At 63.5% G+C, this 21,667-nt stretch carries 27 protein-coding genes and 1 riboswitch; of the genes, 11 read left to right on the forward strand and 16 right to left on the reverse strand.

The window, feature by feature from the left end; genetic code table 11:
* Window positions 1–27: 27 nt before the first annotated feature.
* Window positions 28–714: a L,D-transpeptidase gene (locus AC0L27_RS16300; RefSeq protein ID WP_275171749.1), complete on the reverse strand. Its 687-nt coding sequence runs from the start codon at window positions 712–714 to the stop codon at window positions 28–30.
* A gap of 337 nt (window positions 715–1,051) precedes the next feature.
* On the opposite strand from AC0L27_RS16300, the gene AC0L27_RS16305 reads away from it, so the two are divergent.
* Entirely contained in the window at window positions 1,052–2,029 is a 978-nt protein-coding gene (locus AC0L27_RS16305) for a magnesium transporter CorA family protein (RefSeq protein ID WP_275171750.1), read from the forward strand.
* A gap of 186 nt (window positions 2,030–2,215) precedes the next feature.
* Window positions 2,216–2,434, forward strand: coding sequence for a hypothetical protein (locus tag AC0L27_RS16310; RefSeq protein WP_247290985.1), 219 nt, complete (start codon window positions 2,216–2,218; stop codon window positions 2,432–2,434).
* A gap of 124 nt (window positions 2,435–2,558) precedes the next feature.
* Here the strand turns inward: AC0L27_RS16310 and AC0L27_RS16315 are convergent, their stop codons facing one another.
* On the reverse strand, window positions 2,559–3,311 hold the full coding sequence (locus AC0L27_RS16315; protein ID WP_007607375.1) for an SDR family NAD(P)-dependent oxidoreductase: 753 nt from the start codon (window positions 3,309–3,311) through the stop codon (window positions 2,559–2,561).
* 97 nt (window positions 3,312–3,408) lie between these two features.
* On the reverse strand, window positions 3,409–4,050 hold the full coding sequence (gene pdxH / locus AC0L27_RS16320) for a pyridoxamine 5'-phosphate oxidase (RefSeq protein WP_247399758.1): 642 nt from the start codon (window positions 4,048–4,050) through the stop codon (window positions 3,409–3,411).
* Window positions 4,051–4,163: 113 nt separating this feature from the next.
* Here pdxH and AC0L27_RS16325 point away from each other — a divergent pair, with 113 nt between their 5' ends.
* Both AC0L27_RS16325 and AC0L27_RS16330 read left to right on the forward strand, forming a co-directional pair.
* Complete coding sequence (locus AC0L27_RS16325) at window positions 4,164–4,565, forward strand: RT0821/Lpp0805 family surface protein (protein WP_275171752.1); 402 nt, start codon at window positions 4,164–4,166, stop codon at window positions 4,563–4,565.
* A 109-nt stretch (window positions 4,566–4,674) separates the two neighbouring features.
* A complete protein-coding gene (locus tag AC0L27_RS16330; RefSeq protein ID WP_275171753.1) occupies window positions 4,675–5,637 on the forward strand; it encodes a J domain-containing protein in 963 nt (320 codons plus the stop codon).
* Window positions 5,638–6,047: 410 nt separating this feature from the next.
* Here the strand turns inward: AC0L27_RS16330 and AC0L27_RS16335 are convergent, their stop codons facing one another.
* Both AC0L27_RS16335 and AC0L27_RS16340 read right to left on the reverse strand, forming a co-directional pair.
* Window positions 6,048–6,818 carry an anti-sigma factor family protein gene (locus AC0L27_RS16335; protein WP_275171754.1) on the reverse strand — a complete coding sequence of 257 codons (771 nt, stop codon included), beginning with the start codon at window positions 6,816–6,818 and terminating at the stop codon, window positions 6,048–6,050.
* 106 nt (window positions 6,819–6,924) lie between these two features.
* Window positions 6,925–7,413, reverse strand: coding sequence for a sigma-70 family RNA polymerase sigma factor (locus AC0L27_RS16340; RefSeq protein WP_354209001.1), 489 nt, complete (start codon window positions 7,411–7,413; stop codon window positions 6,925–6,927).
* Between the two features lie 173 nt (window positions 7,414–7,586).
* Between AC0L27_RS16340 and fabI the strand changes: the two genes are divergently transcribed.
* From fabI to AC0L27_RS16360, 4 genes are all read left to right on the forward strand, one after another.
* Complete coding sequence (gene fabI / locus AC0L27_RS16345) at window positions 7,587–8,402, forward strand: enoyl-ACP reductase FabI (protein ID WP_354208999.1); 816 nt, start codon at window positions 7,587–7,589, stop codon at window positions 8,400–8,402.
* 14 nt (window positions 8,403–8,416) lie between these two features.
* Entirely contained in the window at window positions 8,417–9,016 is a 600-nt protein-coding gene (locus AC0L27_RS16350) for a histidine phosphatase family protein (protein ID WP_354208998.1), read from the forward strand.
* Between the two features lie 182 nt (window positions 9,017–9,198).
* Window positions 9,199–10,287: a chorismate synthase gene (aroC, locus tag AC0L27_RS16355; protein WP_354208996.1), complete on the forward strand. Its 1,089-nt coding sequence runs from the start codon at window positions 9,199–9,201 to the stop codon at window positions 10,285–10,287.
* 80 nt (window positions 10,288–10,367) lie between these two features.
* The gene (locus AC0L27_RS16360) at window positions 10,368–11,558 is read left to right on the forward strand and encodes an adenylate/guanylate cyclase domain-containing protein (RefSeq protein ID WP_354208994.1); all 1,191 of its coding nucleotides are present in this window, start codon (window positions 10,368–10,370) and stop codon (window positions 11,556–11,558) included.
* A gap of 44 nt (window positions 11,559–11,602) precedes the next feature.
* Here the strand turns inward: AC0L27_RS16360 and AC0L27_RS16365 are convergent, their stop codons facing one another.
* The 8 genes from AC0L27_RS16365 to AC0L27_RS16400 all read right to left on the reverse strand — a co-directional run bounded on the left by AC0L27_RS16365 (window position 11,603) and on the right by AC0L27_RS16400 (window position 16,375).
* Window positions 11,603–12,766 (reverse strand): HWE histidine kinase domain-containing protein, encoded by a 1,164-nt coding sequence (locus tag AC0L27_RS16365; RefSeq protein WP_354257963.1) that lies wholly within the window; start codon window positions 12,764–12,766, stop codon window positions 11,603–11,605.
* A 61-nt stretch (window positions 12,767–12,827) separates the two neighbouring features.
* The gene (locus AC0L27_RS16370; protein WP_354057024.1) at window positions 12,828–13,079 is read right to left on the reverse strand and encodes a hypothetical protein; all 252 of its coding nucleotides are present in this window, start codon (window positions 13,077–13,079) and stop codon (window positions 12,828–12,830) included.
* A 178-nt stretch (window positions 13,080–13,257) separates the two neighbouring features.
* Window positions 13,258–13,452: a hypothetical protein gene (locus AC0L27_RS16375; protein ID WP_275171760.1), complete on the reverse strand. Its 195-nt coding sequence runs from the start codon at window positions 13,450–13,452 to the stop codon at window positions 13,258–13,260.
* Window positions 13,453–13,631: 179 nt separating this feature from the next.
* Window positions 13,632–13,937: an ATP-dependent Clp protease adapter ClpS gene (gene clpS / locus AC0L27_RS16380; protein WP_275171761.1), complete on the reverse strand. Its 306-nt coding sequence runs from the start codon at window positions 13,935–13,937 to the stop codon at window positions 13,632–13,634.
* A 43-nt stretch (window positions 13,938–13,980) separates the two neighbouring features.
* On the reverse strand, window positions 13,981–14,322 hold the full coding sequence (locus tag AC0L27_RS16385) for a DUF190 domain-containing protein (protein WP_275171762.1): 342 nt from the start codon (window positions 14,320–14,322) through the stop codon (window positions 13,981–13,983).
* Between the two features lie 2 nt (window positions 14,323–14,324).
* A complete protein-coding gene (gene crcB / locus AC0L27_RS16390; RefSeq protein ID WP_354057019.1) occupies window positions 14,325–14,753 on the reverse strand; it encodes a fluoride efflux transporter CrcB in 429 nt (142 codons plus the stop codon).
* Between the two features lie 4 nt (window positions 14,754–14,757).
* Complete coding sequence (gene crcB / locus AC0L27_RS16395) at window positions 14,758–15,156, reverse strand: fluoride efflux transporter CrcB (protein WP_354209182.1); 399 nt, start codon at window positions 15,154–15,156, stop codon at window positions 14,758–14,760.
* A gap of 7 nt (window positions 15,157–15,163) precedes the next feature.
* On the reverse strand, window positions 15,164–16,375 hold the full coding sequence (locus AC0L27_RS16400; protein WP_354208989.1) for an MFS transporter: 1,212 nt from the start codon (window positions 16,373–16,375) through the stop codon (window positions 15,164–15,166).
* 136 nt (window positions 16,376–16,511) lie between these two features.
* Window positions 16,512–16,581: riboswitch (Fluoride riboswitch) on the reverse strand.
* 241 nt (window positions 16,582–16,822) lie between these two features.
* Here AC0L27_RS16400 and AC0L27_RS16405 point away from each other — a divergent pair.
* The gene (locus tag AC0L27_RS16405) at window positions 16,823–17,692 is read left to right on the forward strand and encodes a DUF1194 domain-containing protein (protein WP_275171765.1); all 870 of its coding nucleotides are present in this window, start codon (window positions 16,823–16,825) and stop codon (window positions 17,690–17,692) included.
* Between the two features lie 176 nt (window positions 17,693–17,868).
* Window positions 17,869–18,501: a hypothetical protein gene (locus tag AC0L27_RS16410; RefSeq protein WP_275171766.1), complete on the forward strand. Its 633-nt coding sequence runs from the start codon at window positions 17,869–17,871 to the stop codon at window positions 18,499–18,501.
* A 4-nt stretch (window positions 18,502–18,505) separates the two neighbouring features.
* Here AC0L27_RS16410 and AC0L27_RS16415 read toward each other — a convergent pair whose 3' ends face one another.
* Window positions 18,506–18,673: a hypothetical protein gene (locus AC0L27_RS16415; RefSeq protein ID WP_275171767.1), complete on the reverse strand. Its 168-nt coding sequence runs from the start codon at window positions 18,671–18,673 to the stop codon at window positions 18,506–18,508.
* Between the two features lie 42 nt (window positions 18,674–18,715).
* The gene (locus AC0L27_RS16420; protein ID WP_275171768.1) at window positions 18,716–19,774 is read right to left on the reverse strand and encodes a class I SAM-dependent methyltransferase; all 1,059 of its coding nucleotides are present in this window, start codon (window positions 19,772–19,774) and stop codon (window positions 18,716–18,718) included.
* Window positions 19,775–19,941: 167 nt separating this feature from the next.
* Between AC0L27_RS16420 and AC0L27_RS16425 the strand changes: the two genes are divergently transcribed.
* Window positions 19,942–20,544, forward strand: a complete 603-nt coding sequence (locus AC0L27_RS16425; protein ID WP_354257960.1) for a hypothetical protein — start codon at window positions 19,942–19,944, stop codon at window positions 20,542–20,544.
* A gap of 6 nt (window positions 20,545–20,550) precedes the next feature.
* Here the strand turns inward: AC0L27_RS16425 and AC0L27_RS16430 are convergent, their stop codons facing one another.
* Window positions 20,551–21,609: an Acg family FMN-binding oxidoreductase gene (locus AC0L27_RS16430; protein ID WP_354208984.1), complete on the reverse strand. Its 1,059-nt coding sequence runs from the start codon at window positions 21,607–21,609 to the stop codon at window positions 20,551–20,553.
* Window positions 21,610–21,667 lie beyond the last annotated feature (58 nt).

Genomic DNA, 21,667 nt, shown 5'->3' on the forward strand with positions numbered 1-21,667 from the left:
TTTGAGTATCTGAGATCAGGAACCTGATCAGTAGCTGCCCGCCTGGCCGGTCTGGCTGCCGCCGAGCGCAAGCCGTGAATTGTAGGGCGAATCACCGTGCTTGGGCTCGAGCACCACAACGAGGGTGCCGACCTTGACGCGGTCATAGAGATCGATCGCGTCCTCGTTGGTCAGGCGGATGCAGCCCGACGAAATCGAGGCGCCGATATATTCCGGCTGATTGGTGCCGTGAATGCGGAACAATGTGTCCTTGCCGCCGGAGTAGAGATACATCGCGCGCGAGCCCATCGGATTGTCCGGGCCGGGTGCGACATAGGTCGGTACGCCCAGGCGCGAAATCTCGCCGGGGGTGGGGTGCCAGGCCGGCCACTCGGTCTTGCTGCCCACCTTGGCGATGCCCGACCAGGCCATGGCCTCTTCGCCAACCGTGATGCCGTAGCGGATCGCCTTGCCGCCATCCAGCACGTAATAGAGATAGTGGTTGTCGGAATCGACCACGATCGAGCCCGGCGTTTCCTTGCGGTGGTAATCGACAATAGCGCGGCGGAAAGGCTCTGCGACCGCAGTCTTCTCGTACCTGACCTTGGCGAGGAGTTCCTTGTCCTTCGGCTTGAAGGCCTTGGTGTCGGTCGCTTCAAAATGCGTGGCTTGCATGCAGCCCGACAGCATCAGGCCAGCGGCCAAAATACCCAGCGTAACTTTCAGCGACGACATGATTTGGTTCCAATCGACAACAACAAGCTTTCGTGGGGCTTGAGCAAGCCCAATTCCACGATTCCGATGGCTCCATTATCGTTGAAATCTGCCACAATTCCAGCCTTGCGAAGCTTCTCCCGCGCTGCAAGACCTTACCTGTGGCTTTTCTGTCGCAAGTTTTGCGGGCAAGCGTCGGTTTCTGGACAAAACGGGGGCATGTGTCGATCCTCTGCCACAGTTGGGCCATGGCGCCGCCACAAATGCAAACGCTCCGTTAATGTGCTTGTCATCATCAACTTGTCAGAATCGCGCTAAGGGCTGTCCGTTCTGTCGCAGGCCCTTGCTGGAGTAGTGCATGTTTTCTGTGTTCGTTCCCTCCGAGTCCTCCCTCAAGAAGGCCATCGTCGAGGATCTTGCGGCAGTGCCGGAGCATGCAGTGTGGATCGACCTGGTCAACCCGACCGCGGCCGAGGACAAAGCCGTCGAGAAGCTGTCGGGGATCGCGATCCCGACCCGGGAGGACATGCAGGAGATCGAGATCTCCAGCCGTCTCTATATGGAGAACGGCGCGCGCTACATGACCGCGACGCTGATGTGCCACTCAGATACCGACATGCCCCGGACCACGGCGGTGACCTTCATTCTCGGCGACCACCGCCTGGTAACGGTGCGTTATGATCAGCCCAAGCCCTTTGCGCTGGTCGAGGCCAAGCTGGCCCGTTCCTGCACGCCGGCCATCACCGGCGAGATGGTGCTGATGGAGCTGCTCGATGCCGTGATCGACCGCTGCGCCGACATCCTGGAGCGCTGCGGCGCCGAGATCGATCAGGTCTCGCATGACATCTTCGAGCCGGAGAGCGAGCGCCACGGTCACGCCAAGCAATATTCCCAAATCCTGATCTCGATCGGCCGCAAGGGCGATCTGACCTCCAAGGTTCGCGAGAGCCTGGTCTCGATCGGCCGCGTCGTCGCCTTCCTCTCGGCGGTGGTGGAGGGCGTGAAATGGTCGAAGGACATGCGCGAGCAGCTCAAGACCATGCAGCGCGACGTCGTCTCGCTGACCGATCACGCCTCCTACCTCTCCAGCAAGATCACCTTCGTGCTCGACGCCATGCTCGGCGTCGTCAATCTCGAGCAGAACAACATCATCAAGCTGTTTTCGGTCATGGCGGTCGTCCTGATGCCGCCGACGCTGATCGCCTCGATCTACGGCATGAATTTCAAAGCGATGCCGGAACTCGAATGGGCGCACGGCTATCCGTACGCGCTGGTCCTGATGCTGATCGCGGCGATCGTCCCGTACTGGATCTTCAAGTGGAAGAAGTGGCTGTAATAGCTACCGAGACCTTACGCGGGACGTAGAGACATGGTGTCTGGTGTCGCAGAATAGAGCGGGATTGCGGCTGCACGGCGATGTGTGCTCGCCGCCCCAATTCCTCCGGTAAAATTTGAGCGGTGGGCTGAACGTTTGCGCGAAACTTGTCTGCGATAAGCAGAGTGTTAGCCGCGAGGAACAGCCATGGTTGAAAAACACATAACGTCGCCCCGCAACGTCATCGATCTGGCGAACTATCGTCAGGTCCTGGCGAGCGGCAAGGCGTCGTCGATGTCGGCACGCATGTGCCGGCACTGTGGTGCTCCGCTGCTCGACGGCGAGAACGACGACGATTGCTCGACTGCAATCAGCACGGCCGCTCCGCAGCCACGCGAGAGGTCACGTCGGATTCGACTCGATTGAGGAACGGAAGCTAAGGGCGATCCAGGTCTTGCGGCGGCGTTGTCTGGATCGCCTTGCTTCCCCGGCGTTGTTTCCAACACCGTCATTGCGAAGAGCGCTTGCGCTCGCAAGGGGCGGAGGTAGCCTACACGTGCTGGCCGCCGTTGATGTGGATCTCGGCGCCGTTGACGTAAGACGAGGTGTCCGTACACAGCACGTAGATGATCTTGGCGACCTCGTCGGGCGTGCCGAGGCGGTGCATCGGGATCTGCTGGTCGACGATCTTCTCGGTGCCCGGCGACAGGATCGAGGTGTCGATCTCGCCCGGCGCGATCGCATTGACACGCACGCCGACGCGGCCGAAGTCGGACGCCATCTCGCGCGTCAGGGATGCCAGTGCGGCCTTCGAGGTGGCATAGGCCGCGCCCGCGAAGGGATGCACGCGCGAGCCCGCGATCGAGGTGACGTTCACGACAGAGCCCTTGGCCGTCTTCAGTTCCTCGATCAGCCCGCGCGCCATCATGATTGGCGCGAAGAAGTTGACGTTGAACACGTGCGTCCAGGTGTCGAGGTCGGTGTCGATCGAGCCGAGCCTGGAGCCGCCGGCGCCCTTCGGTGAGATCGCGGCGTTGTTGACCAGCGCGTGCAGCATGCCGCCTTCGAGACGGTCGCGGATGTCGGAGATCGCGCGGGTGGTATCGGCGGGGGTGGCGAGGTCGACCTGGATATGGTCCTCAGGGCCTGCGTCCCACGGACAATCCTCCGGGAATGGATGCCGCGAGCAGGTGATCACGCGCCAGCCGGCCGAGGAGAAACGGATGACGGTGGCATGCCCGATGCCGCGGCTCGCCCCGGTCAGGAGCAGCGTGCGGCGCGGCGCGTTGGAAGGCTGCGGCATGAAGGTCTTTCAGGCTGGAGCATGATCCGGACCCGGAGGGCCGCGTTAGCGCAAAGCGTGCAGCGGCTTTCCGAAAGGATCATGCTCGAACAAAATACTAAGGATACATCCGCGTCTTGGACCATTTCTGGCCGGCCGCGTCACGGCGAAATTCGATGCGGTCGTGCAAGCGGAATGGGCGGTCGTGCCAGAACTCGATACGCGACGGCGTGATACGCCAGCCGCTCCAGCCCGGCGGACGCGGCACCTCGCCGATGATGTGCTTGGCGGCAACCTTGGCGATCGCCTGCTCGAAGGCGAAGCGGCTCTCGAGCTCTTGCGACTGCTTGCTCGCCCAGGCGCCGATCTGCGCCTGCTTCGGGCGGGTGGCGAAATAGGCGTCGGCTTCGGCCTCGGTCACCGGCGTCACGTTGCCGCGGATGCGGACCTGACGGCGCAGCGACTTCCAGTGAAAAAGTAACGCCGCCTTAGGATTTGCGGCGAGCTCGCGGCCCTTCTGGCTGGCGATGTGGCTGTAGAAGACGAAACCATCGGTATCGAAGCCCTTCATCAGCACCATGCGCACGTCCGGCAGGCCGTCGGCATCGACGGTGGCGAGCGCCATGGCGTTCGGATCGTTCGGCTCGCTCTTGATGGCTTCGTTCAGCCAGGCCTCGAACAGCGCAAACGGCTCGTCGGCGGCGGTGAAATCACCGGATGTTAAGGGTGTCTGGTGTTTCATCGAGGTCGTGTCGGTCATGTCTGGGGTCCGAGTTGCGTTCTGCGGTCCAAAACGCGCTGTTGTCTGCTACCGCCCTATATAGGGTATGGGGACGCGTTGGCCTATCGGCGATCCGGCCGTCCGGCTTCGTCATGACGATCATTCTGATCGGGCTCGGCACCGGCGGCTGCAGCTTTTCCCGCAATGACAAGAGTGCCTACGCCAAGGCCGAGGACAGCGACCTCACCGGCTCGATCGCAATGCCGGCCAGGGCACCGACCGAGACCGATCTCGCCTTCGCCCGCAACGCCGCCTCCGACGTCCTCAGCAAGAACGACAAGGATTCCAGCCAGCATTGGGAGAATCCGGACACCGGGGCGCGCGGTTCGGTCACGCCGATCGCGCAATCCTATGCCGCCGAGGACGGCCGCAAGTGCCGCGACTTCCTGGCGAGCTACGTCAACGGCAGCACCGAAAGCTGGCTCCAAGGCGCCGGCTGCCAAAGCAGCCGTGGCAGTTGGGAGATTCATACGCTAAAGCCGTGGCGGAGCTAGGAATCGCTTCACCAGGCTAGTTGCAAAAATACCACTCGCCCCCCACATGAGGCTCAAGTGGGGCGGGGAGCCCTTTGAACAATTCGATTTCTTGAAGGAGACGTGACGGATGCGCGACCCCTATGAGGTCTTGGGGGTGCCGCGGAGCGCCAACGCTGCCGCGATCAAGAGCGCCTATCGCAAGCTTGCCAAGAAGCACCATCCCGACAGCAACAAGAACGACCCGAAGGCGGCCGAGCGCTTCGCTGAGCTCAATACGGCCAACGAGATCCTCGGCGACGAGGACAAGCGCAAGCAATTCGACCGCGGCGAGATCGACGCCGACGGCAAGCCGCGCTTCCAGGGCTTTCCGGGCGGCGGCGGGCCGCGCGGTCGCGCGGGTCCCGGCGGGTTCGAAAGCTATACGTTCCGCGGTGGCGGCGCGGGCCCTGGTCCGGGCGGCGGCGCGTTCGAGGACATCCTCAACAGCATGTTCGGCGGTGCGCAGCGTCCGCGCCCTGGAGCTGGCGGCGGTGCCCAGTTCGAATTCGACACCGGCGGGATCGGGCTCGATCTCGACGTCAATGTCGCCATGACCGTCTCGCTGGAGGAGGCGGTCAAGGGCGGCGAGAAGCGCGTCCGGCTGCCGAACGGCAAGGAACTCAACGTCAAGATTCCGGCCGGAGTCACCGAGGGCCAGCAGATCCGGTTGCGGGGACAGGGCGAGAGCGCGCAGGGCCATCCGCCCGGCGATCTCCTGATCACGATCGGCATCGCGCCGCATCCGTTCTTCAAGATCGAGGGCGCCGATCTCAGGATCGACCTGCCGGTCACGCTTTATGAGGCGGTGCTTGGCGGCAAGGTCCGCGTGCCCACCCTCGGCAATGCCGTGGAGCTTTCGGTCCCGCAGAACACCTCCAGTGGCCGGACCTTCCGCCTCAAGGGCAAAGGATTGCCAAAAGCTGGCGGAACCGGGGATCTCTTCGTCACCATCAGGATTATGCTACCGGACGGGAACGACGCCGAGCTTGAAGCATTGATGGAGAAGTGGCGGGACCAGCACCCCTACAATCCACGTAGCGGGCTTGGTTGACGCGTGGTCCGGAAAAGTGCGTAGCGGTTTTCCGAAAAGATCACGCACGAACAAGAGCTAAAGCGCGACTGATCGCGCTTTAGGGCGAGATCGGTAGCTGAAGGGGTTCTCCTAAAGACTGAGAGCGTCGTCCATGGAGATGATGCTCATCATATGCCCGAGGCGTGGTAGCCCTTCTTGGCTCACGTGCTCGACATGTCGGCTGTCCGGCGGGGCAGCCGATAAAAAGGTGCGGCCTCGAGAGGGGGACCAGCGCGGTACCAAAAACCCCAATCGAGGCCGCCCGCGTCGATCGGCGGATCGAACGCTGCTCATTTTCGCGTGATCATCTGGTGCGATAATGAGACGCGCCGATGTCTTCATTCCAAATTTTCAATGTCGGAATCGAGGCACCGCGGTTGCGTGGTTGTCTAGGTGCCATTTTTCTCTGCCTGGTCGTACACCGCCTGCGCCACTTTGGTCAGCCGGTCGCGGTCGCCGCCACCGCTGACGACGTAGCCGACGTTTCGCTCCGACCAGAACAGCGCCCCATCCTTGTCCGTTCTGGCGTAGCGCATCTGCGTCGCGCCGTTCTCGGTCTTGGCGGTGTAGATCGTGTACCGCTCGCCTGAGGCGCCCTCATACATCAGGAACGACGCCGGGCCGTTCGGCCCCGGTAAGAGCCGGCCACCCACGAGCTTCAGTCCACTCGCCTCCAGGTTCGGTGCAAACACCGTCCAGCCGCAGCGTCTGGTCAGCCAGGCCTGGAGGTGGTCGCGCTCGTTGCCGCCGACCTCGACCGGATGGCGAACCTCGACGACATAGAGGCGGTGGGCGTCGAGCGCGTCAGTCGTAAAGCTCTGGAAGGTCGAGGGCGCGTTGGCGGCACCATGCGCCAGCCAGCCGGCGGAGCCGCCGGCAACGAAGGCCACCAGCACGGCCGCGGCGGCCCCATAGAGCCAGTGCCGCGGGCGGCGCTCCAGCCGCTCGAGCTCCAGCCGCGCCGGCACCGGCTCCTGGGCGACGGAATCGTAGCGGGCGTGCAGCATCTCGGCCATGGCGCGCCAGGACTGCACGCGCTCGCCATCCTCAGGCTGCGCGGCAAGCCAGGCCTCGACGTCGGCGCGGCGCTCGGCCGGCAGCTCGCCGTCGACATAGGCGTGCAGTTCGTCCTCGGTCACTGGAATCTTGCGGTCGTTCATATCGATCGTCTCTGGCTCTGCGGCCCAAAATGTTCTTCGTGGTTCAACTGCGCCGCTCCAAACGCCATGCAGGAGAAACGACCGGCGCGATGCATTAATCCTGCCATCATTTCACCCGCCTGAGCGCCGGGCGCTCACCCTCCAGCGAGGCTTTAACGTGGGCGCGGGCGCGTGCCAGGCGCGACATCACGGTGCCGATCGGCACGGCCTGGATGTCGGCGACCTCGCGGTAGCTCATGCCCTCCAGCATCACCAGGAGCAGCACCGAGCGTTGCTCTTCGACGAGCGTCGCCAGCGCCCTCTCGATATCGCGCCCTTCGGCTTCGGTCCCGCTGGCATCGGGATTGTTCTCCGTCAGCTGCATGAATTGCGGGCGCCGTGCCAGCGAGCGCCGCCGGTTCTTGTTGAGGTTGGTCAGGATCGTATAGAGCCAGCTCCTGACGTCGCCCCCGAGGAAGAGGCGCTCCGAACGCAGCGCCCGCACCAGCGTATCCTGCACCAGATCGTCGGCCGCATCCGCCTCGCGCGTGAGCGCACGGGCGTAGCGGCGCAACGCCGGGATCATGGCTTCAACACTCTGGCGAAACGCACTCATTGCGATCTTGACGTCCTGATGTTCGGCGCGAGCGCCACAACGATCATAACACCCGAGCGGAACGGCTATTCCGGAGCTTGAAACAGCGTTAACGCCGCGTATTAGGACTGTACCGCAACGGAGGGCTGGTGTACCTCCAAACCTCACCGGGAGCTCGACGGGACGTTAGCAAAATGGCGCAGAATTCAGGTCTGATGCAGGGCAAGCGGGGCGTGGTCCTCGGCGTTGCCAACAACCGCTCGATCGCCTGGGGCATTGCCAAGGCATGCCACGCAGCCGGTGCCGAGCTCGCCTTCACCTATCAGGGCGATGCGCTGAAGAAGCGCGTCGAGCCGCTCGCCGCTGAGATCGGCGGGCTCGTGCTCGGCCATTGCGACGTCACCGATGCCGCGACCATCGATGCGGCCTTCGCGGTGCTGAAGGAGAAGTGGGGCAAGATCGACTTCCTGGTGCATGCGATCGCCTATGGCGAGCAGCTCGATGGGCGCTACGTCGACACCACGCAGGAGAATTTTTCGAAGTCCCTGCTGATCTCCTGCTATTCGTTCACGGCCGTGGCGCAGCGCGCCGAGAAGCTGATGACCGACGGTGGCTCGCTCATCACGCTCAGCTATTACGGCGCCGAGAAGTGGATGCCGCATTACAACGTCATGGGCGTCGCGAAAGCGGCGCTCGAAGCGAGCGTGCGTTATCTCGCCGCCGATCTCGGCGAGAAGAACATCCGCGTCAACGCGATCTCGGCGGGGCCGATCAAGACCCTCGCGGCGTCCGGCATCGGCGATTTCCGCTATATCCTGAAGTGGAACGAGGCCAATGCGCCGATGCGGCGCAACGTCTCCACGGAAGACGTCGGCGGCAGCGCGCTGTATTTCCTCTCCGACCTCTCGCGCGGCGTCACTGGCGAGGTGCACCACGTCGATTCCGGATATCACGTGCTCGGCATGAAGCGCCCGGACGCGCCTGACATTTCGTTCGGCGGGAAGGACTAGTTTCTGAAACTGGAATGCCCGTGCCCACGATCTATTATCTGCGCCACGGCGAGACCGAGTGGAATGCGCTCGGCAGGCTTCAGGGCACCAGGGACATTCCGCTGAACGCGCGCGGTCGCGGTCAGGCCGTGCAGGCCGGCGGCATTCTCGCCGATCTGTTCAAGCGCGAAGGCCGCGACAAGGCAGCATTACCCTACGTGTCGAGTCCGCTTGGCCGCGCGCGAGAGACCATGGAACTGGCGCGGAGCAAGCTCGAACTGCCGATTGCAGACTATGCGCTCGACGACCGCCTGCGTGAGATCGGTTACGGCGTCTGGGAGGGGCTGACGCTGGCCGAGAGCGAGGCCTCCGATCCCGAAATCTACGCCCGGCGCCTCGCCGACAAATGGACGGTGGGCCCCGCGGGCGGGGAGACCTACGCCGATGTGCAGGTCCGCGTGCGCGCCTGGTACGACCAGCTCCGGACCGACACCGTCGCGGTCGCCCATGGCGGGACCTGCCGGGCCCTGATGGTTTCACTTGGCCTGGAGACGCCGGCGAGCGCCGCCGAACTCTATATCGAGCAGGGCGCCGTCTACGTGTTCCGCGACGGGCGGCTGGAGAAGTTTAGTTAAGCCGGTTCGCGTCCCCGTCCTCCGCCGTCATGCCCGGGCTTGTCCCGGGCATCCACGCCCTTTTGCCCTGCGGGGCCAAGAACGTGGATGGCCGGGACAAGCCCGGCCATGACGACAGTGTCGGCATTTGACCCCAATTTCAGGGCGAGTTAAGTCAGCCCTGACTTACGAGCTAGAGACGGATGTCCTTCAACACCTTCGGCCACATGTTCCGCGTCACGACCTTCGGCGAGAGCCATGGGGTGGCGATCGGCTGCGTGGTCGACGGCTGCCCGCCTATGATCCCGCTCGTCGAAGCCGACATTCAGGGTGATCTCGATCGCCGCCGGCCCGGACAGTCCCGCTTCACGACCCAGCGTCAGGAGCCGGACCAGGTCAAGATCCTCTCCGGCGTGATGGCGCATCCGGAGACCGGCGTACAGGTGACGACGGGCACGCCGATTGGGCTCCTGATCGAGAACACCGACCAGCGCTCAAAGGACTATTCCGAGATCAAGGACAAGTTTCGCCCTGGTCATGCCGACTTCACCTATGAAGCGAAGTACGGCCTGCGCGACTATCGCGGCGGCGGCCGCTCCTCGGCGCGCGAGACCGCGACGCGCGTTGCCGCCGGCGCGATCGCGCGAAAAGTATTGCCCGACGTGAAGGTGCGCGGCGCGCTGGTGCAGATCGGGCCCCACAAGATCGACCGCGCGAAGTGGGACTGGGACGAGATTGCGAACAATCCGTTCTTCTGTCCCGACAAGGACAAGGCCGCGTTCTTCGAGACCTATCTCGACGGCATCCGCAAGAGCGGCTCCTCGATCGGCGCGGTGATCGAGGTCGTCGCCGAAGGTGTGCCGGCCGGCCTTGGCGCGCCGATCTACGCCAAGCTCGACGCCGAGCTCGCCTCCGCAATGATGAGCATCAATGCGGTGAAGGGCGTCGAGATCGGCGCCGGCTTCGGCGCGGCCGAACTCACCGGCGAAGAGAACGCCGACGAGATGCGCACCGGCAATGACGGCACGCGTTTTCTGTCCAACCACGCCGGCGGCGTGCTGGGCGGTATCTCCACGGGACAGCCGGTGGTGGTGCGTTTCGCGGTCAAGCCGACCTCGTCGATCCTGCAGCCGCGCCTCACCGTCGATCGCAACGGCGCCGACACCGAGATCATGACCAAGGGCCGCCACGATCCCTGCGTCGGCATCCGCGCCGTCCCCGTCGGCGAAGCCGTGATGGCTTGTGTGTTGGCCGATCATTTCCTGCGCGATCGCGGTCAGGTCGGGCGCTAGCGTTGCGCGAGGCGCTTGTATCGCGCCACTAGCCCACCGCGCAGCTTGACGATCCCACAACTTCGTCCGCAAATGCGGACATGGAAAGCTCCGAGCTCCAACGTATCACCAGCTGGCTGATCGACGGCGCCTGGTCGTCGAAGGCCCCGGCCGAGATGACGGCGGAAGCCTGCGAACGGATGGTCGCAGCCGGTCTGCCGCTATGGCGGTTCGGCATCTTCATCCGCACGCTGCATCCCGAAATTTTCGGTCGCAACTTCATCTGGCGGGAGGGCGAGGAGGTCGAGATCGGCACGGTCGATTTCGCGATCCTGGAGACGCCGGAATTCGCCAGAAGTCCGCTGCGGGTCGTGTTCGAGCAGGGACTTGAGGTGCGGGGACGCATGGACGATCCCGGCAGCAAGCATTTCCCTTTTTTCGACGATATGCGTGCCGAAGGCGTAACCGACTACGTCGCGACGCCAATGCAGTTTCTCGACGGCTCGGTCCACGCGACGAGCTGGACCACGCGCCATCCAGGCGGCTTCACCGATGAACACATCGCGGCGATTCACGCCATCGTCAAACCGCTCGCGCGCATCACCGAGATCATCAGCCTGCGCCGCACTGCCGAGATGCTGCTGGACACCTATGTCGGCAATCGCGCGGGCGCGCGCATCCTTGGTGGTCAGATCCGCCGCGGCCACAACGACACCATGCAGGCTGCGATCTGGCTCTCCGATCTGCGCGGCTTCACCGCACTGTCGGACCGGCTGCCGGCCGAGACGGTGGTCGAGATCCTCAACCATTATTTCGACTGCCAGGTTACCGCGATCCGCGGTCATGGCGGCGAGGTGCTGAAATTCATGGGCGACGGCCTGCTCGCGGTATTCCCGATCGACGAATATGTCGGTGATGCCGCGCATGTCTGCACGCGGGTGCTGGAGGCGGCGCGCGAATCCCGCGCCAGCGTCGACGCGCTCGCGTATCCTGTCGGCGACGTCGTCGAGCGCTTCCGCTTCGGCGTGGCGCTCCACGTCGGCAACATCCTCTACGGCAATATCGGCGGCGGCAACCGCCTCGACTTCACCTGCATCGGCCCCGCCGTGAACCTTGCCGCCAGGCTCGAGAAAATCACGGGTCGCCTGGGGCGGACCGTCGTCGCCTCGGAAGGCTTCGCCAATGTCTGCCGCCACGACTGGCACGAGCTCGGCGAATTCCCTATCGCGGGCTTTTCAAAGGCGCAGCGCGTGTACGGGCTGACGGAGGAGACGCCGGTGGCGATGGCCTGAGGTCGTCCTCGGATGTCCGCCGCCATCAACCCGGTGAGCAGAGTTCAGGCGTTCGCCGCCATCACCGACTTCAGCGGTACATCCAGCTGATAGACAAATCCGGACGGTTCGTAGGCCAGCCGCACCTGCCCGTTCAGTTGCTGGCCGAGCGACTCGATCATCCGGGTGCCGCAGCTCCGTCGTGTTGGCGGCGCCACCACAGGGCCGCCGCTTTCGCTCCACTTCAGGCGCAGTCTTTGCTCGATCTCGTCCACCGTCCATGCGACCTCGACATGCCCGGAGGAACTGGACAGCGCGCCGAACTTCGTGGTGTTGGTGCAGAGCTCGTTGAACGTCATGGCGAGCGCTATCACGGCACCGGACGTGATCCGGAGATCCGGCCCATTGAAATGGAATCGTCGGCCCCCCTGACTATCAAAAGGATCGGTGGCGCCGCTCAGGGTGTGAGTGAGGCTCGCATTTGACCAGCTGACCTGTATCAACAGGTCGTGGGCGCGCCCCAACGCCAGCAAGCGGCCATCCATGGCTTTTTGGCCTTGCTCGAGATTGATTGCGGCCCGGAAGCTCTGGGCTGCGATTGCGCTCACCGTCGCAAGCGTATTCTTGATGCGATGATGCAGCTCTCCGAGGATGAGCTTTTGCAACTTGTCGGCAGCCTCGCGTTCGTGGGCTTCGATGCCGGCTTGAGCGAGCAGGACCTTGGCGTCGGTGTCGGCCTGTTCCAGCAACAGGCGCAGATTGTCGTTCTCCGCAACCAGAACCGATTCCTGTGGCGATCGAGCAAGGTTGTCCACAGGATCCGTCGTTGTGGTCGGAAGGATTTTTAGCGCGCCCGCTCCGATCATCGTCTGCAACTGCGAGATCATTTCGTCGACGGCGAGCGGCTTGCGAAAGAAGCGGCTGTCCGCCGGCGTTTCGTTTTCAGACGGCTTTACCTGACCGGAGACGAGCACGATCTTGATGGCAGGCCAGCGATCGTGCACCGCGTGGGCCAGCTTCAGGCCGTCCATGGTCCCGGGCATCTGTATGTCGCTGAACAGAAGCGAGATGTCCGACCGCGACTCGAGGATTGCGATGGCTTCGTCGGCGTTGACGGCCTGCACAGGGCAGAAGCCTGCATCCTCCACGATATCGACTGCGCGCATGCGCAGGATCATCTCGTCTTCGACGACGAGAACATTCGGCAAGGAGGTTGGAGGTGTTGACATCTGTGCACGACACTTTCCTGGATCATCCGACAAGCCCGGTCGGCGCTTTGCGATTTTTGGTCTAGCGGCGCGCCGTCACCAAACGAGCTTCATGAATCCTGACATCGGATTCACCTCGGCGTAGACACGATGCTTCGAAGTCCGGCCAGACCTGGCCTACGCAATTCCTGGCCACCGGATGGCTCGCCAGCCGGTCCGCCTTCGCCAAAGCAACGGTCTCGCGCGCTTTTACTTGCGGAGCAAAACCGGGCAACACCATTACGGACACTCCGAGGAGCGCGAACATCGCGAACGCGATAAGAGATTTCATCATTTGGGGCTGCTTTGGCTGTTGACCGCCCCACCTCATTGGGGACGCTGTTACAACAACCAAAATGAAATATAGTTCATTTCATACAACTTATATTTGAGGCGTGATTTGAAGGCGGACGCCGCCCATAGCCCGGATCATCACTCGACGTGAAGAGGCCGCCGACCAGGTTGGCTTGCCACTACCTCGGTGTTTTGGAGCCAGGCAGGCTTATCCAGTCATGAATGTGCGAGGCCGTTTCGCTCAATCGCGCCGCTTTGAGCAGCGCTTCTCGCTGAACACCGGGCGGGGCAATCTCTGCGCGACGGCGAGCCTCGGCCGCCAATTGGGCAAGGCGATTGCTCAGCGGGATATTTCTTTTGGTGGTGTCTTGCACGGGACGCTCCGCATTGGGCGGGAGCGCAAAGACTCTCTCAGTCACCGATGGATGCCGTGACGGGCCGGTGATGGCTCACCATGCGCCTGTTGATGGCCAATAGATACACTATTCGGAAGAGCAGTTTCGGCGCCGAAATCGAAAGAGGGCGCCAAAGCACCAAAGCCTGACCGGTGCCACTATTCCTCCGGCTCCGTCGTGAACAGCAGCGGATAGCCCTTGGTGCGGCCGGCGTCGGTGGCGCGGGTGGCCTTGGTCTCTGCGACGTCCTTGGTGAACACCGCGACCACGCAGGCGCCGAGCTTGTGGGCGGTGATCATCACCTTGTAGGCCTGATCCTCGGTCATCCGGAACTCGGCCTTGAGGATCATCGTGACGAATTCGCGGGGCGTGAAGTCGTCGTTGATCAGGATGACCTTATGCAGCTTCGGCCGCTCGACCTTGGTCTTCGTCCTGGTTTTGGGTTTGGTAACGGTATCGTTCATTCCGCCTCCCGGATATGGCGGGCTCCGGTTCCTGCCGGCGCGCTCAGCGCGCGGCCTTCTCACCATATTGCAGGACCTGCACCTTCTCCAAGGTGATCAGGCCGCTCGACATCATGCCATCCAGGATGGGCAGGAATGCATGGATGTTGTCCTCGCTGTCGACGATCTCGATCAGCAGCGGCAGGTCTTCCGAGAGCCGCAGAATCTTCGAAGTGTGCAGCCGGCTCGACTTGCCGAAGCCCATGGGGCCGCGCAGCACGGTGGCGCCGGCCAGATGCCGCTCGCGCGCCGTCATCACGATCGCTTCATAGAGCGGCTTGCCGTCGAAATGGTCGTTCTCGCCAATGAAGATCCGGAGCGAAACTGCCTGGTTGGGGATTTGCATGGTCACCTCCTTGTCAATCGGTTGGTGCCGCTGGCTATCATATGGCCTGCCCATACCGACACCAGCCAGCAAATGACGGATGCCGCGATATAGGCGAGCGCCGTATATTTCATGCCGCCGTGGAACAGGCGGAAGGTCTCCAGGCTGAAGGTCGAAAAGGTCGTGTAGCCGCCGCAGAACCCGGTCATGACGAACTGCCGGTGCTCGGGCCGCGCCAGCAGGCGGCCGTCGGGCCCGGTCAGCGTCGCGTAGAAGCCGATGATCAGTGAGCCCGTGGCGTTGATGAACAGCGTCGCGACGGGGAAGCCGGAGCCGGTGCCGAGCGCAAGCCCGACCAGATAGCGCGTCAGCCCGCCGACCATGCTGCCGGCGGCAACCCAGGCATAGAGCGTCGCGGTGCGCCAGCGATCGGCAGAGGAGGGGGACTTCATCTGCCTAGCCTCCCAGAGCGTCCGCGAGGAGGAAGCCGCAACTGACGGCGGCGAGGCAGGGCACGACCGAGACCGCGACATTCCCCAGCGCGTGCATCGGCTCGCCGTTCCGCGCCAGCGTCAGCGTTTGCAGACTGAACGAGGACACCGTGGTGTAGCAGCCAAGAAAGCCGGTGACCGCGAACAGCCATGGATCGGGCGCGGCGAAGAGCGAGCCGGGATGGCTCGCCAATGCGCCAAAAATGCCGATCAGAAAGGCGCCGGTGACGTTGATGGTCACGGTGCCCCACGGAAACGTCTCGCCCAGCCGCCGGGCGATCGCGCCGGAGATGAAATAGCGCGCGCAGCCGCCGAGCACGCTGCCGATCATGACCGCTAGCACTCCGCTCAGCACGGCGAACAGTCCCCCGTCATCGTTTCTCCTCCGTTGCCAGCCCGTTGCCGACGGCAAATAGTCCCATGAGCGCGACCAGCGCAAAGCCGAGCCCCGCCAGGAACGTGCCGGCCGGACCATAGGCATCCCACAAGGCGCCGGCGATCACGCTTGCGGCCAGCAAGGCAAGGCCGGTGAACAGATTGAAATAGCCGAACGCGGTGCCGCGCAGGCTCGGTGGTGCTGCGTCGGCGACGAGGGCCGAGAGCAGGCCTTGCGTCAATCCCATATGCAGACCCCACAGCACGACGCCGAGGGCCAGGCCCCCAAGGTTTGGCAGCAGCGCGAGCGCGAGATCGGCGCCGGCAAGGAAGACGAGGCCGAGCGCGAGCAGGCCGGTGCGGTTGATCCGGTCCGAGAGCACGCCGGCCGGATAGGCCGACAACGCATAGGCGATGTTCATCAGCACCAGCACCGCCGGCACCCACATCGCATTGAGCCCGATGTTCTGTGCGCGCAGGATCAGGAAAGCTTCGCTGAAACGCGCCAGCGTGAACACGACGCCAACCGCGACCACGCGCCAGTATACGGATCCGAGCTGGCGCATCGCGGCGGTGTTCAGCGGATTCCTTGACGGCTCCCGGCCTGGATCCGGCTCCGGCTCGCTCACCGCGAACGCGATCAGTCCGAACGACAGGAAGCCCGGCAGCACGGCCACCCAGAACACCACCGTAAAATTGTCCGCCGTCCACCACATCAGACCGATCGCCATGAGCGGCCCGACGAACGCACCGATGGTGTCGAGCGACTGACGCAGGCCGAAGCTCGCGCCGCGCAGGCCGATGGGGGCGATATCGGCGATCAGCGCATCGCGCGGTGCGCCGCGAATGCCCTTGCCGACGCGGTCGATGAAGCGCGCGGCGACCAGCCATCCGACGCTGGGGGCAAGCGGGAACAGCGGTTTTGTCAGTGCGGCGAGCCCGTAGCCAAGCGCAGCGAGCAATTTGCGCCGGCCGAGCCAGTCGGACAGCGCGCCGGAGAAGATCTTCGTGATCGAGGCTGTCGCCTCGGCGATGCCCTCGATGAAGCCCACGGTGAGCGTGGAGGCGCCGAGCACGGTGACGAGATAGACCGGCAGCAGTGCGTGGATCATCTCGGAAGAGACGTCCATCAGCATCGAGACGAAACCGAGCACCCAGATCCCCTTGGGCAGCCCTGCACGTGCAGAATTCGGTGTTGTCGTCGTCACGTCCAGGACTTCTCCTCGGCCTCTGCTTGACCTCTGCTTGACCTCTCCTTGGCCTTCGCGTCCAGACAACAAAAAACCCGCCAGCGGCGGGTGTGTCCATGCTCCCGCCGAAGGCAGAGGCCTAGAAATTGCCCCTCCTCAAGCAGGAGTCATCAGCCCACTACGGTCACGGGCGGTTGTCGGGGGACTCCATCCCCATCTGTATCGCCAGCCTAGCATGGAAATCGCGCCGGACAAGTAGGCGAGGGTGCCCTGTCCAGTGGTCCGTCATTCCGGGAGCGGCGCGAACGGGGCAATATGGCGGCAGCTTTGCGTAATGCTTCATAATTCCCGAGCCGCAAATGCTAACTCGCAAATCCCTAACTGGAATGTGAAGCGCAAGCGATCTTCGGACTTTGCGGCAAGGCGATTGCATGTCACCATCGCGTCATACGACGGGAGGCTGCGATGCGCTTGCTGTTCTCGATCGGGGCTGTGCTGATGACCGGCATGTTTGCCGGAGGGGACGTCGCGGGCATCGCGGCACCAGGACCCAAGTTTGAGTCGCCTAAAATTCAGCCGCAGCGGCAAGCAGCCGACAGGGACGCCCAGACGGTCGATGTCGAGCTGATCCTCGCCGTCGACGTCTCCTACTCCATGGACATGGACGAGCTCGCGGTCCAGCGCGAAGGCTATGCGCAGGCGATCCAGTCGAAGGAATTCCTGCAGGCGCTGAAGTTGGGCCCGAACGGCCGGATCGCGGTGACCTATTTCGAGTGGGCCGCCTCGACCGACCAGAAGATCATCATCCCCTGGCGGCTGGTCGATGGACCGGAGACCGCCGATGCCGTCGCCGCCGAAATCTTGAAGACGCCGATCCGGCGCGCCTCGCGCACCTCGATCTCCGGCGCGATCACTTTCGCGATGCCGCTGTTCGACGAGGATCCCTATCGGGGCTTGCGCCGCGTGATCGACATTTCCGGCGACGGTCCCAACAACAATGGCACGCCGGTCACGATTGCGCGCGACGCAGCGATCGAGAAGGGCATCGTCATCAACGGTCTGCCGATCATGGTCAAGGAGCCGTCCTATTCGACCATGGATATCGACAATCTCGACTTCTACTATGAGGATTGCGTCATTGGCGGCCCCGGTTCCTTCGTCATCACGATCAAAGACCGCGACAAGTTCAAGGAAGCCATCCGCACCAAGCTCCTGATGGAGGTTGCGGGCCGTATGCCGGAGCGCCCGGTGATGCGCGTTGCGGAGAAGGACAAGGAGCCGCGTGTGAACTGCATGATCGGCGAGAAGATCTGGTCGGACCGCTGGGGTCGCTGAACGCGGCCTACCGGACGAGACCTTTTGCCCTATTTGCCTGCGATGGAATTTTAACCATGCGTTAACTGTTGCGTGGCCCTAATCGGCTGCTTCCAATTGTTTCCGGATACTGTTCTGACGTTCCTGTCGGGGCGCGAACCAAGCGGGCCTGTCAGACAAATCCGCCGAGCAATCCAATGGCCATCGTCACGTCGAGCACCAGCCAGATTTCTCCCGCTCTCGAGCGGGTGTATCACCAGAGCTCCCTGCTCGGTGAGTGGAAAGGCAATTGGGCCGGCAATAACCAGCCCGTCAGCTTCAAGGTCGTGAACATCCGCGGTGCCCGGGCGCAGGTCGAGTACACCCATAACGGACGCACGGAGCGCGGTTTTGGCGAGGTCGCCGGTTCGCTTCTCACCTTCGGCACGGTCACGGTCGGCACCAAGGACGGCAAGAGTCTGGTGCTGTTGTCATCTGCAGGCGCGGGCAAGCAGACCGCGACTCTCGAGAAGCAGGCGCCGCCGGCCTCCGACAGCCGCCTGATGGGAAGCTGGGGCGGCTATTCCAGTGACAATGGCAAGAGCGCGAGCTTCAGGGTGCTCGCTGTCAACGGCAACGAAGCGCAGGTCAGCGTCACCACCGATGGCGTCACCCGTCAGGGCACCGGCACCGTCTACAAGAACGTCATCATGTTCGGGCAGGCGCAGATTGCGACCGACGACGGGCAGAATGGCAAGATCATCTACCAGGTCCGCAACAAGTCGTTCGTGGTGCCCGTGACGAAATATCCGCCGTCGGATACATCGTCCGCGGTGGACAGGACGGCGTAGCCGATCACGGCTGCTGCTCGCTGGACCGCGTCAGCGCCTTCAATTGCCGGTCGATCTGACGCAAGACGTCGCAGGCGGGCGCCAAAGCGCCATTGCCGATCATTTGCGGCGGCCAGCTTTCGTTGCGGCGCGAGCGAGGCAAGGATGTCGGCGCCAGGCGTGGCTGCAGCATCGGTATGGCCTATGCCGTAGCCACGCGCCGGAATGGGGAAGATCAGATCCGCGCCTCCAGAATCAGATTGAAGGGCGTTTCAGCGGCGCGACGGAAGCGCGTCAGTCCGCCCTCTCGCGCGACCTTGCGCAGCCTTGCCTCGCCCGCTTGCGCGCCCAGTGCGAGGCCCACCTCCTGGTCGAGCGAGGCCGGCGTGCAGATCATGGTCGACGCCGCATAATAGACCCGCCCGACCGGGTTGAGATTGTCCTCGAGGCGGTCGCCTGCGAACGGCTCAACCAGCATGCAGGTGCCGTCCTTTGCCATGGTCTCGCGCACGTGGTCGATGGCGCCGACGGGATCGCCCATGTCATGCAGGCAATCGAAGAAGCAGACGAGATCATAGCCCTCGGCCGGATAAGTCTTGGCGGAATGAACAGCGAAGCTGACCCGGTCGCCCAATCTGGCTTCGGTGGCCGCCTTTCGCGCGGCCTCGATCGAACCCTCGTGATAGTCGAAGCCGTAGAAGCGGGAGTTCGGGAAGGCTTCCGCCATCAGCCGTGTCGAGACGCCGTGCCCGCAGCCGACATCGGCGACCTTGGCGCCGCGCTTCAGCTTGTCCACGACGCCGTCGAGCGCGGGCAACCATTCCTGCACCAGATGATGCATGTACCCGGTCCGGAAGAAGCGGGCGGTGCCGCAGAACAGGCATTCGCTGCGCCGGTTCCAGCCGACGCCCTTGCCGGATTTGAATGCGTCCGAGACCTTCGGCTCGTCGAGAAACGCCGAGGCAATGACATTGCCGAACGCGCCGAGGAACACCGGACTGTCCTCATCGGCAAGCGCCATCGCCTGCTCCGGCAGCATCGAGAATTTTGCCGAAGCGGAATCGTATTCGATGTAGCCGGACGCCGCCTGGCTCGCGAGCCATTCGCGGACATAGCGCTCCGCCGTTCCGGTAGCGCTTGCGAGCTCGGACGAGTTCATCGGTCCCTTGGCGGCAAGGGTACGATAGAGACCGAGCTTGTCCCCGAGCAGGACCAGCGACGCATTCATCGCTGCCCCGAATTCGGTGACCATCTTGCCCATAAAGGCATTCAACCTGTCGGAATTGACCTCCATGAGAGCCTCCGTGCTGACGCGCCCCCTTAGGTGGGTCAATCGGGCATGCGGGAAGTTCAAATTGGCAGGAAAACGTGATCCCGGAACTCAAGGGAAGACTGGTGTCGCTTTGCTGGCATTCATGATGTCTGGTGGGTATAATTCGCAAGCTTTTCGACGGTATTTGGATGTCCAGGCTTACACGCTCTCGCGGTCTCGCGGTTTTTCTTGCCCTGCTCTGCCTCGGCGAAGCGCCGGCTCATGCGCAAGGCGCACCGCTGCAATATTGGATCCCCGGCGGACCTTTCGGCTTCGGCGGCGTTGCCGGCCAGAGCGCCGACAGCTACGGCAATTTCCCGAGCTTCAATGGCGGCGACGCAAGCGGCCGCAGCAATTTTGCGAACGGCTTCTTTGTCGGCAGCCAGCATGGCAATCTCAATTGGAGCGGCCTCAGCCCGGCCGGACTGAGCGGCAACTACAGCGCGCTCTCCTACGACAGCACGCAGTTCGGCTACAACACCAAGACCGCGGGCGGCATGCCCGTCACGTTCTTTGCCGGTTTCGACACACTGAAATACGGCGGCGGCATTGGCAGCTCGCTTGCGCCGCTCACCTCCAGCGCCTCGCCGGGTTACGGCGCATTTGCGGGTGTCGAGTTCAAGCCGACCTCCAACCTCAGCCTGTCGTTCGGCGCCGGTTTCACCCAGCAGCAATCGGGGCGCATGGACAGCGACATCAACTCGTCGATGTTGCCCGGCGAGTCACCCGCGCTGGGCGGTCTTCGGCGCTAGACTGGATCATCCGCGCATCACCTGCTCCGGGCTGCGCCTCAGCGATTTCGGCAAATCTGGCCCCTCTCCGAAGCGGATCACAATGTCGGGACGCCGCTCGCCGAGTCCGAGTGACGCTGCGAATTGCGACCTCAGTGTCGGCACCTCGACCGGCTGGTTGACGAAGGAATATTTCAGCCCCAGTGCGGTCGCCTGCAAACCGAACCGCTGGCAAGCGCGTCCGACCGCGATCCACTGCGATATGTCGCTCCGGTCGGCGGCAAGCACGAGGACCCCCGCGGAGCTGTCGAGTTCGTCACGGTACTTTCTGTTCTCGCCCTGCTCGGTGAAGACGAGCTTCAGCAGCGGCCGCGCGACCCATGCCGGCAGTGACGGGCTGCCTGACGCGCGCGAGAATAGTCCGTCCATGGACGCGACCGCATCCGCCTCGTTGAAGCGCATCCAGCTCACGAGTTCGCTCATGAAAGCCTTGTCGCGCATTTGCGCGGAATTGCCTTCGAGCACATAGTCGGTGACTTTGGCGATGGCTGCGCGTTCGGTCAGCAGGATTGCCGACACGTGCGGCTCGCGACAGGCGTCCTCGAGCTGGCGCAACATCTCGGGCGCGACCGGCCTGCCGTCGAATGCCGCACGGGTGCATTGCCTGACTGGAATTGCGGCCGCCAGCGCCGATGCGGCAGGCGGAGCTTGGTCGAGTGCGATCACAATCCGGTCGCCTTCGGCCGTCTGGTTTGCGCGCCAGCCCAGCGTTGCCGCCGCAAGCGCGAGATTTTCGGCGGCGCAGCCGAGGCTGACAAAGAGGTGGTGATCGTCCGGGTCGACCGCGGGACAGCGGCGTGCGACGTCGGGCCTGATCACGATCTCATTGTCATGGGCAGAAAAAATCCAGGGCTGCGTGTTGTGGCTGTTGGCCGCGAGTGTCGCAAAACGCACGAGCTCGCGATCTCTCGGGGTCGATCGCAGCGGTGCCCGTGCCGCCTGCACCGCGTCCTCATAACTCCTGGTCGAGGCCTCCGCGGGACTGGCCGTGAGCGCCGCCGCGGAAACGCCGAACGTGTTGGTCATGAATTGTCGTCGGTCGATCGCCATCATCCGCTCCGCGGCCATTCCCGCGCGAGCTTAG

This window comes from Bradyrhizobium sp. Ken51 (genome assembly GCF_055807435.1).

What these genes read in the sequence shown, in the direction of transcription:
- AC0L27_RS16430 (WP_354208984.1), bottom strand. Translation starts at nt 21,609, where the DNA reads ATGACCAACACGTTCGGCGTTTCCGCGGCGGCGCTCACGGCCAGTCCC.
- AC0L27_RS16330 (WP_275171753.1), top strand. Translation starts at nt 4,675, where the DNA reads ATGCGCGACCCCTATGAGGTCTTGGGGGTGCCGCGGAGCGCCAACGCT.
- AC0L27_RS16360 (WP_354208994.1), top strand. Translation starts at nt 10,368, where the DNA reads ATGGAAAGCTCCGAGCTCCAACGTATCACCAGCTGGCTGATCGACGGC.
- AC0L27_RS16410 (WP_275171766.1), top strand. Translation starts at nt 17,869, where the DNA reads ATGGCCATCGTCACGTCGAGCACCAGCCAGATTTCTCCCGCTCTCGAG.
- fabI (WP_354208999.1), top strand. Translation starts at nt 7,587, where the DNA reads ATGGCGCAGAATTCAGGTCTGATGCAGGGCAAGCGGGGCGTGGTCCTC.
- AC0L27_RS16340 (WP_354209001.1), bottom strand. Translation starts at nt 7,413, where the DNA reads ATGAGTGCGTTTCGCCAGAGTGTTGAAGCCATGATCCCGGCGTTGCGC.
- AC0L27_RS16335 (WP_275171754.1), bottom strand. Translation starts at nt 6,818, where the DNA reads ATGAACGACCGCAAGATTCCAGTGACCGAGGACGAACTGCACGCCTAT.
- AC0L27_RS16425 (WP_354257960.1), top strand. Translation starts at nt 19,942, where the DNA reads ATGTCCAGGCTTACACGCTCTCGCGGTCTCGCGGTTTTTCTTGCCCTG.
- AC0L27_RS16315 (WP_007607375.1), bottom strand. Translation starts at nt 3,311, where the DNA reads ATGCCGCAGCCTTCCAACGCGCCGCGCCGCACGCTGCTCCTGACCGGG.
- clpS (WP_275171761.1), bottom strand. Translation starts at nt 13,937, where the DNA reads ATGAACGATACCGTTACCAAACCCAAAACCAGGACGAAGACCAAGGTC.
- AC0L27_RS16305 (WP_275171750.1), top strand. Translation starts at nt 1,052, where the DNA reads ATGTTTTCTGTGTTCGTTCCCTCCGAGTCCTCCCTCAAGAAGGCCATC.
- AC0L27_RS16300 (WP_275171749.1), bottom strand. Translation starts at nt 714, where the DNA reads ATGTCGTCGCTGAAAGTTACGCTGGGTATTTTGGCCGCTGGCCTGATG.
- aroC (WP_354208996.1), top strand. Translation starts at nt 9,199, where the DNA reads ATGTCCTTCAACACCTTCGGCCACATGTTCCGCGTCACGACCTTCGGC.
- AC0L27_RS16325 (WP_275171752.1), top strand. Translation starts at nt 4,164, where the DNA reads ATGACGATCATTCTGATCGGGCTCGGCACCGGCGGCTGCAGCTTTTCC.
- crcB (WP_354057019.1), bottom strand. Translation starts at nt 14,753, where the DNA reads ATGAAGTCCCCCTCCTCTGCCGATCGCTGGCGCACCGCGACGCTCTAT.
- AC0L27_RS16365 (WP_354257963.1), bottom strand. Translation starts at nt 12,766, where the DNA reads ATGTCAACACCTCCAACCTCCTTGCCGAATGTTCTCGTCGTCGAAGAC.
- AC0L27_RS16405 (WP_275171765.1), top strand. Translation starts at nt 16,823, where the DNA reads ATGCGCTTGCTGTTCTCGATCGGGGCTGTGCTGATGACCGGCATGTTT.
- AC0L27_RS16310 (WP_247290985.1), top strand. Translation starts at nt 2,216, where the DNA reads ATGGTTGAAAAACACATAACGTCGCCCCGCAACGTCATCGATCTGGCG.
- AC0L27_RS16420 (WP_275171768.1), bottom strand. Translation starts at nt 19,774, where the DNA reads ATGGAGGTCAATTCCGACAGGTTGAATGCCTTTATGGGCAAGATGGTC.
- pdxH (WP_247399758.1), bottom strand. Translation starts at nt 4,050, where the DNA reads ATGACCGACACGACCTCGATGAAACACCAGACACCCTTAACATCCGGT.
- AC0L27_RS16415 (WP_275171767.1), bottom strand. Translation starts at nt 18,673, where the DNA reads ATGCTGCAGCCACGCCTGGCGCCGACATCCTTGCCTCGCTCGCGCCGC.
- AC0L27_RS16385 (WP_275171762.1), bottom strand. Translation starts at nt 14,322, where the DNA reads ATGCAAATCCCCAACCAGGCAGTTTCGCTCCGGATCTTCATTGGCGAG.
- AC0L27_RS16350 (WP_354208998.1), top strand. Translation starts at nt 8,417, where the DNA reads ATGCCCGTGCCCACGATCTATTATCTGCGCCACGGCGAGACCGAGTGG.
- AC0L27_RS16370 (WP_354057024.1), bottom strand. Translation starts at nt 13,079, where the DNA reads ATGATGAAATCTCTTATCGCGTTCGCGATGTTCGCGCTCCTCGGAGTG.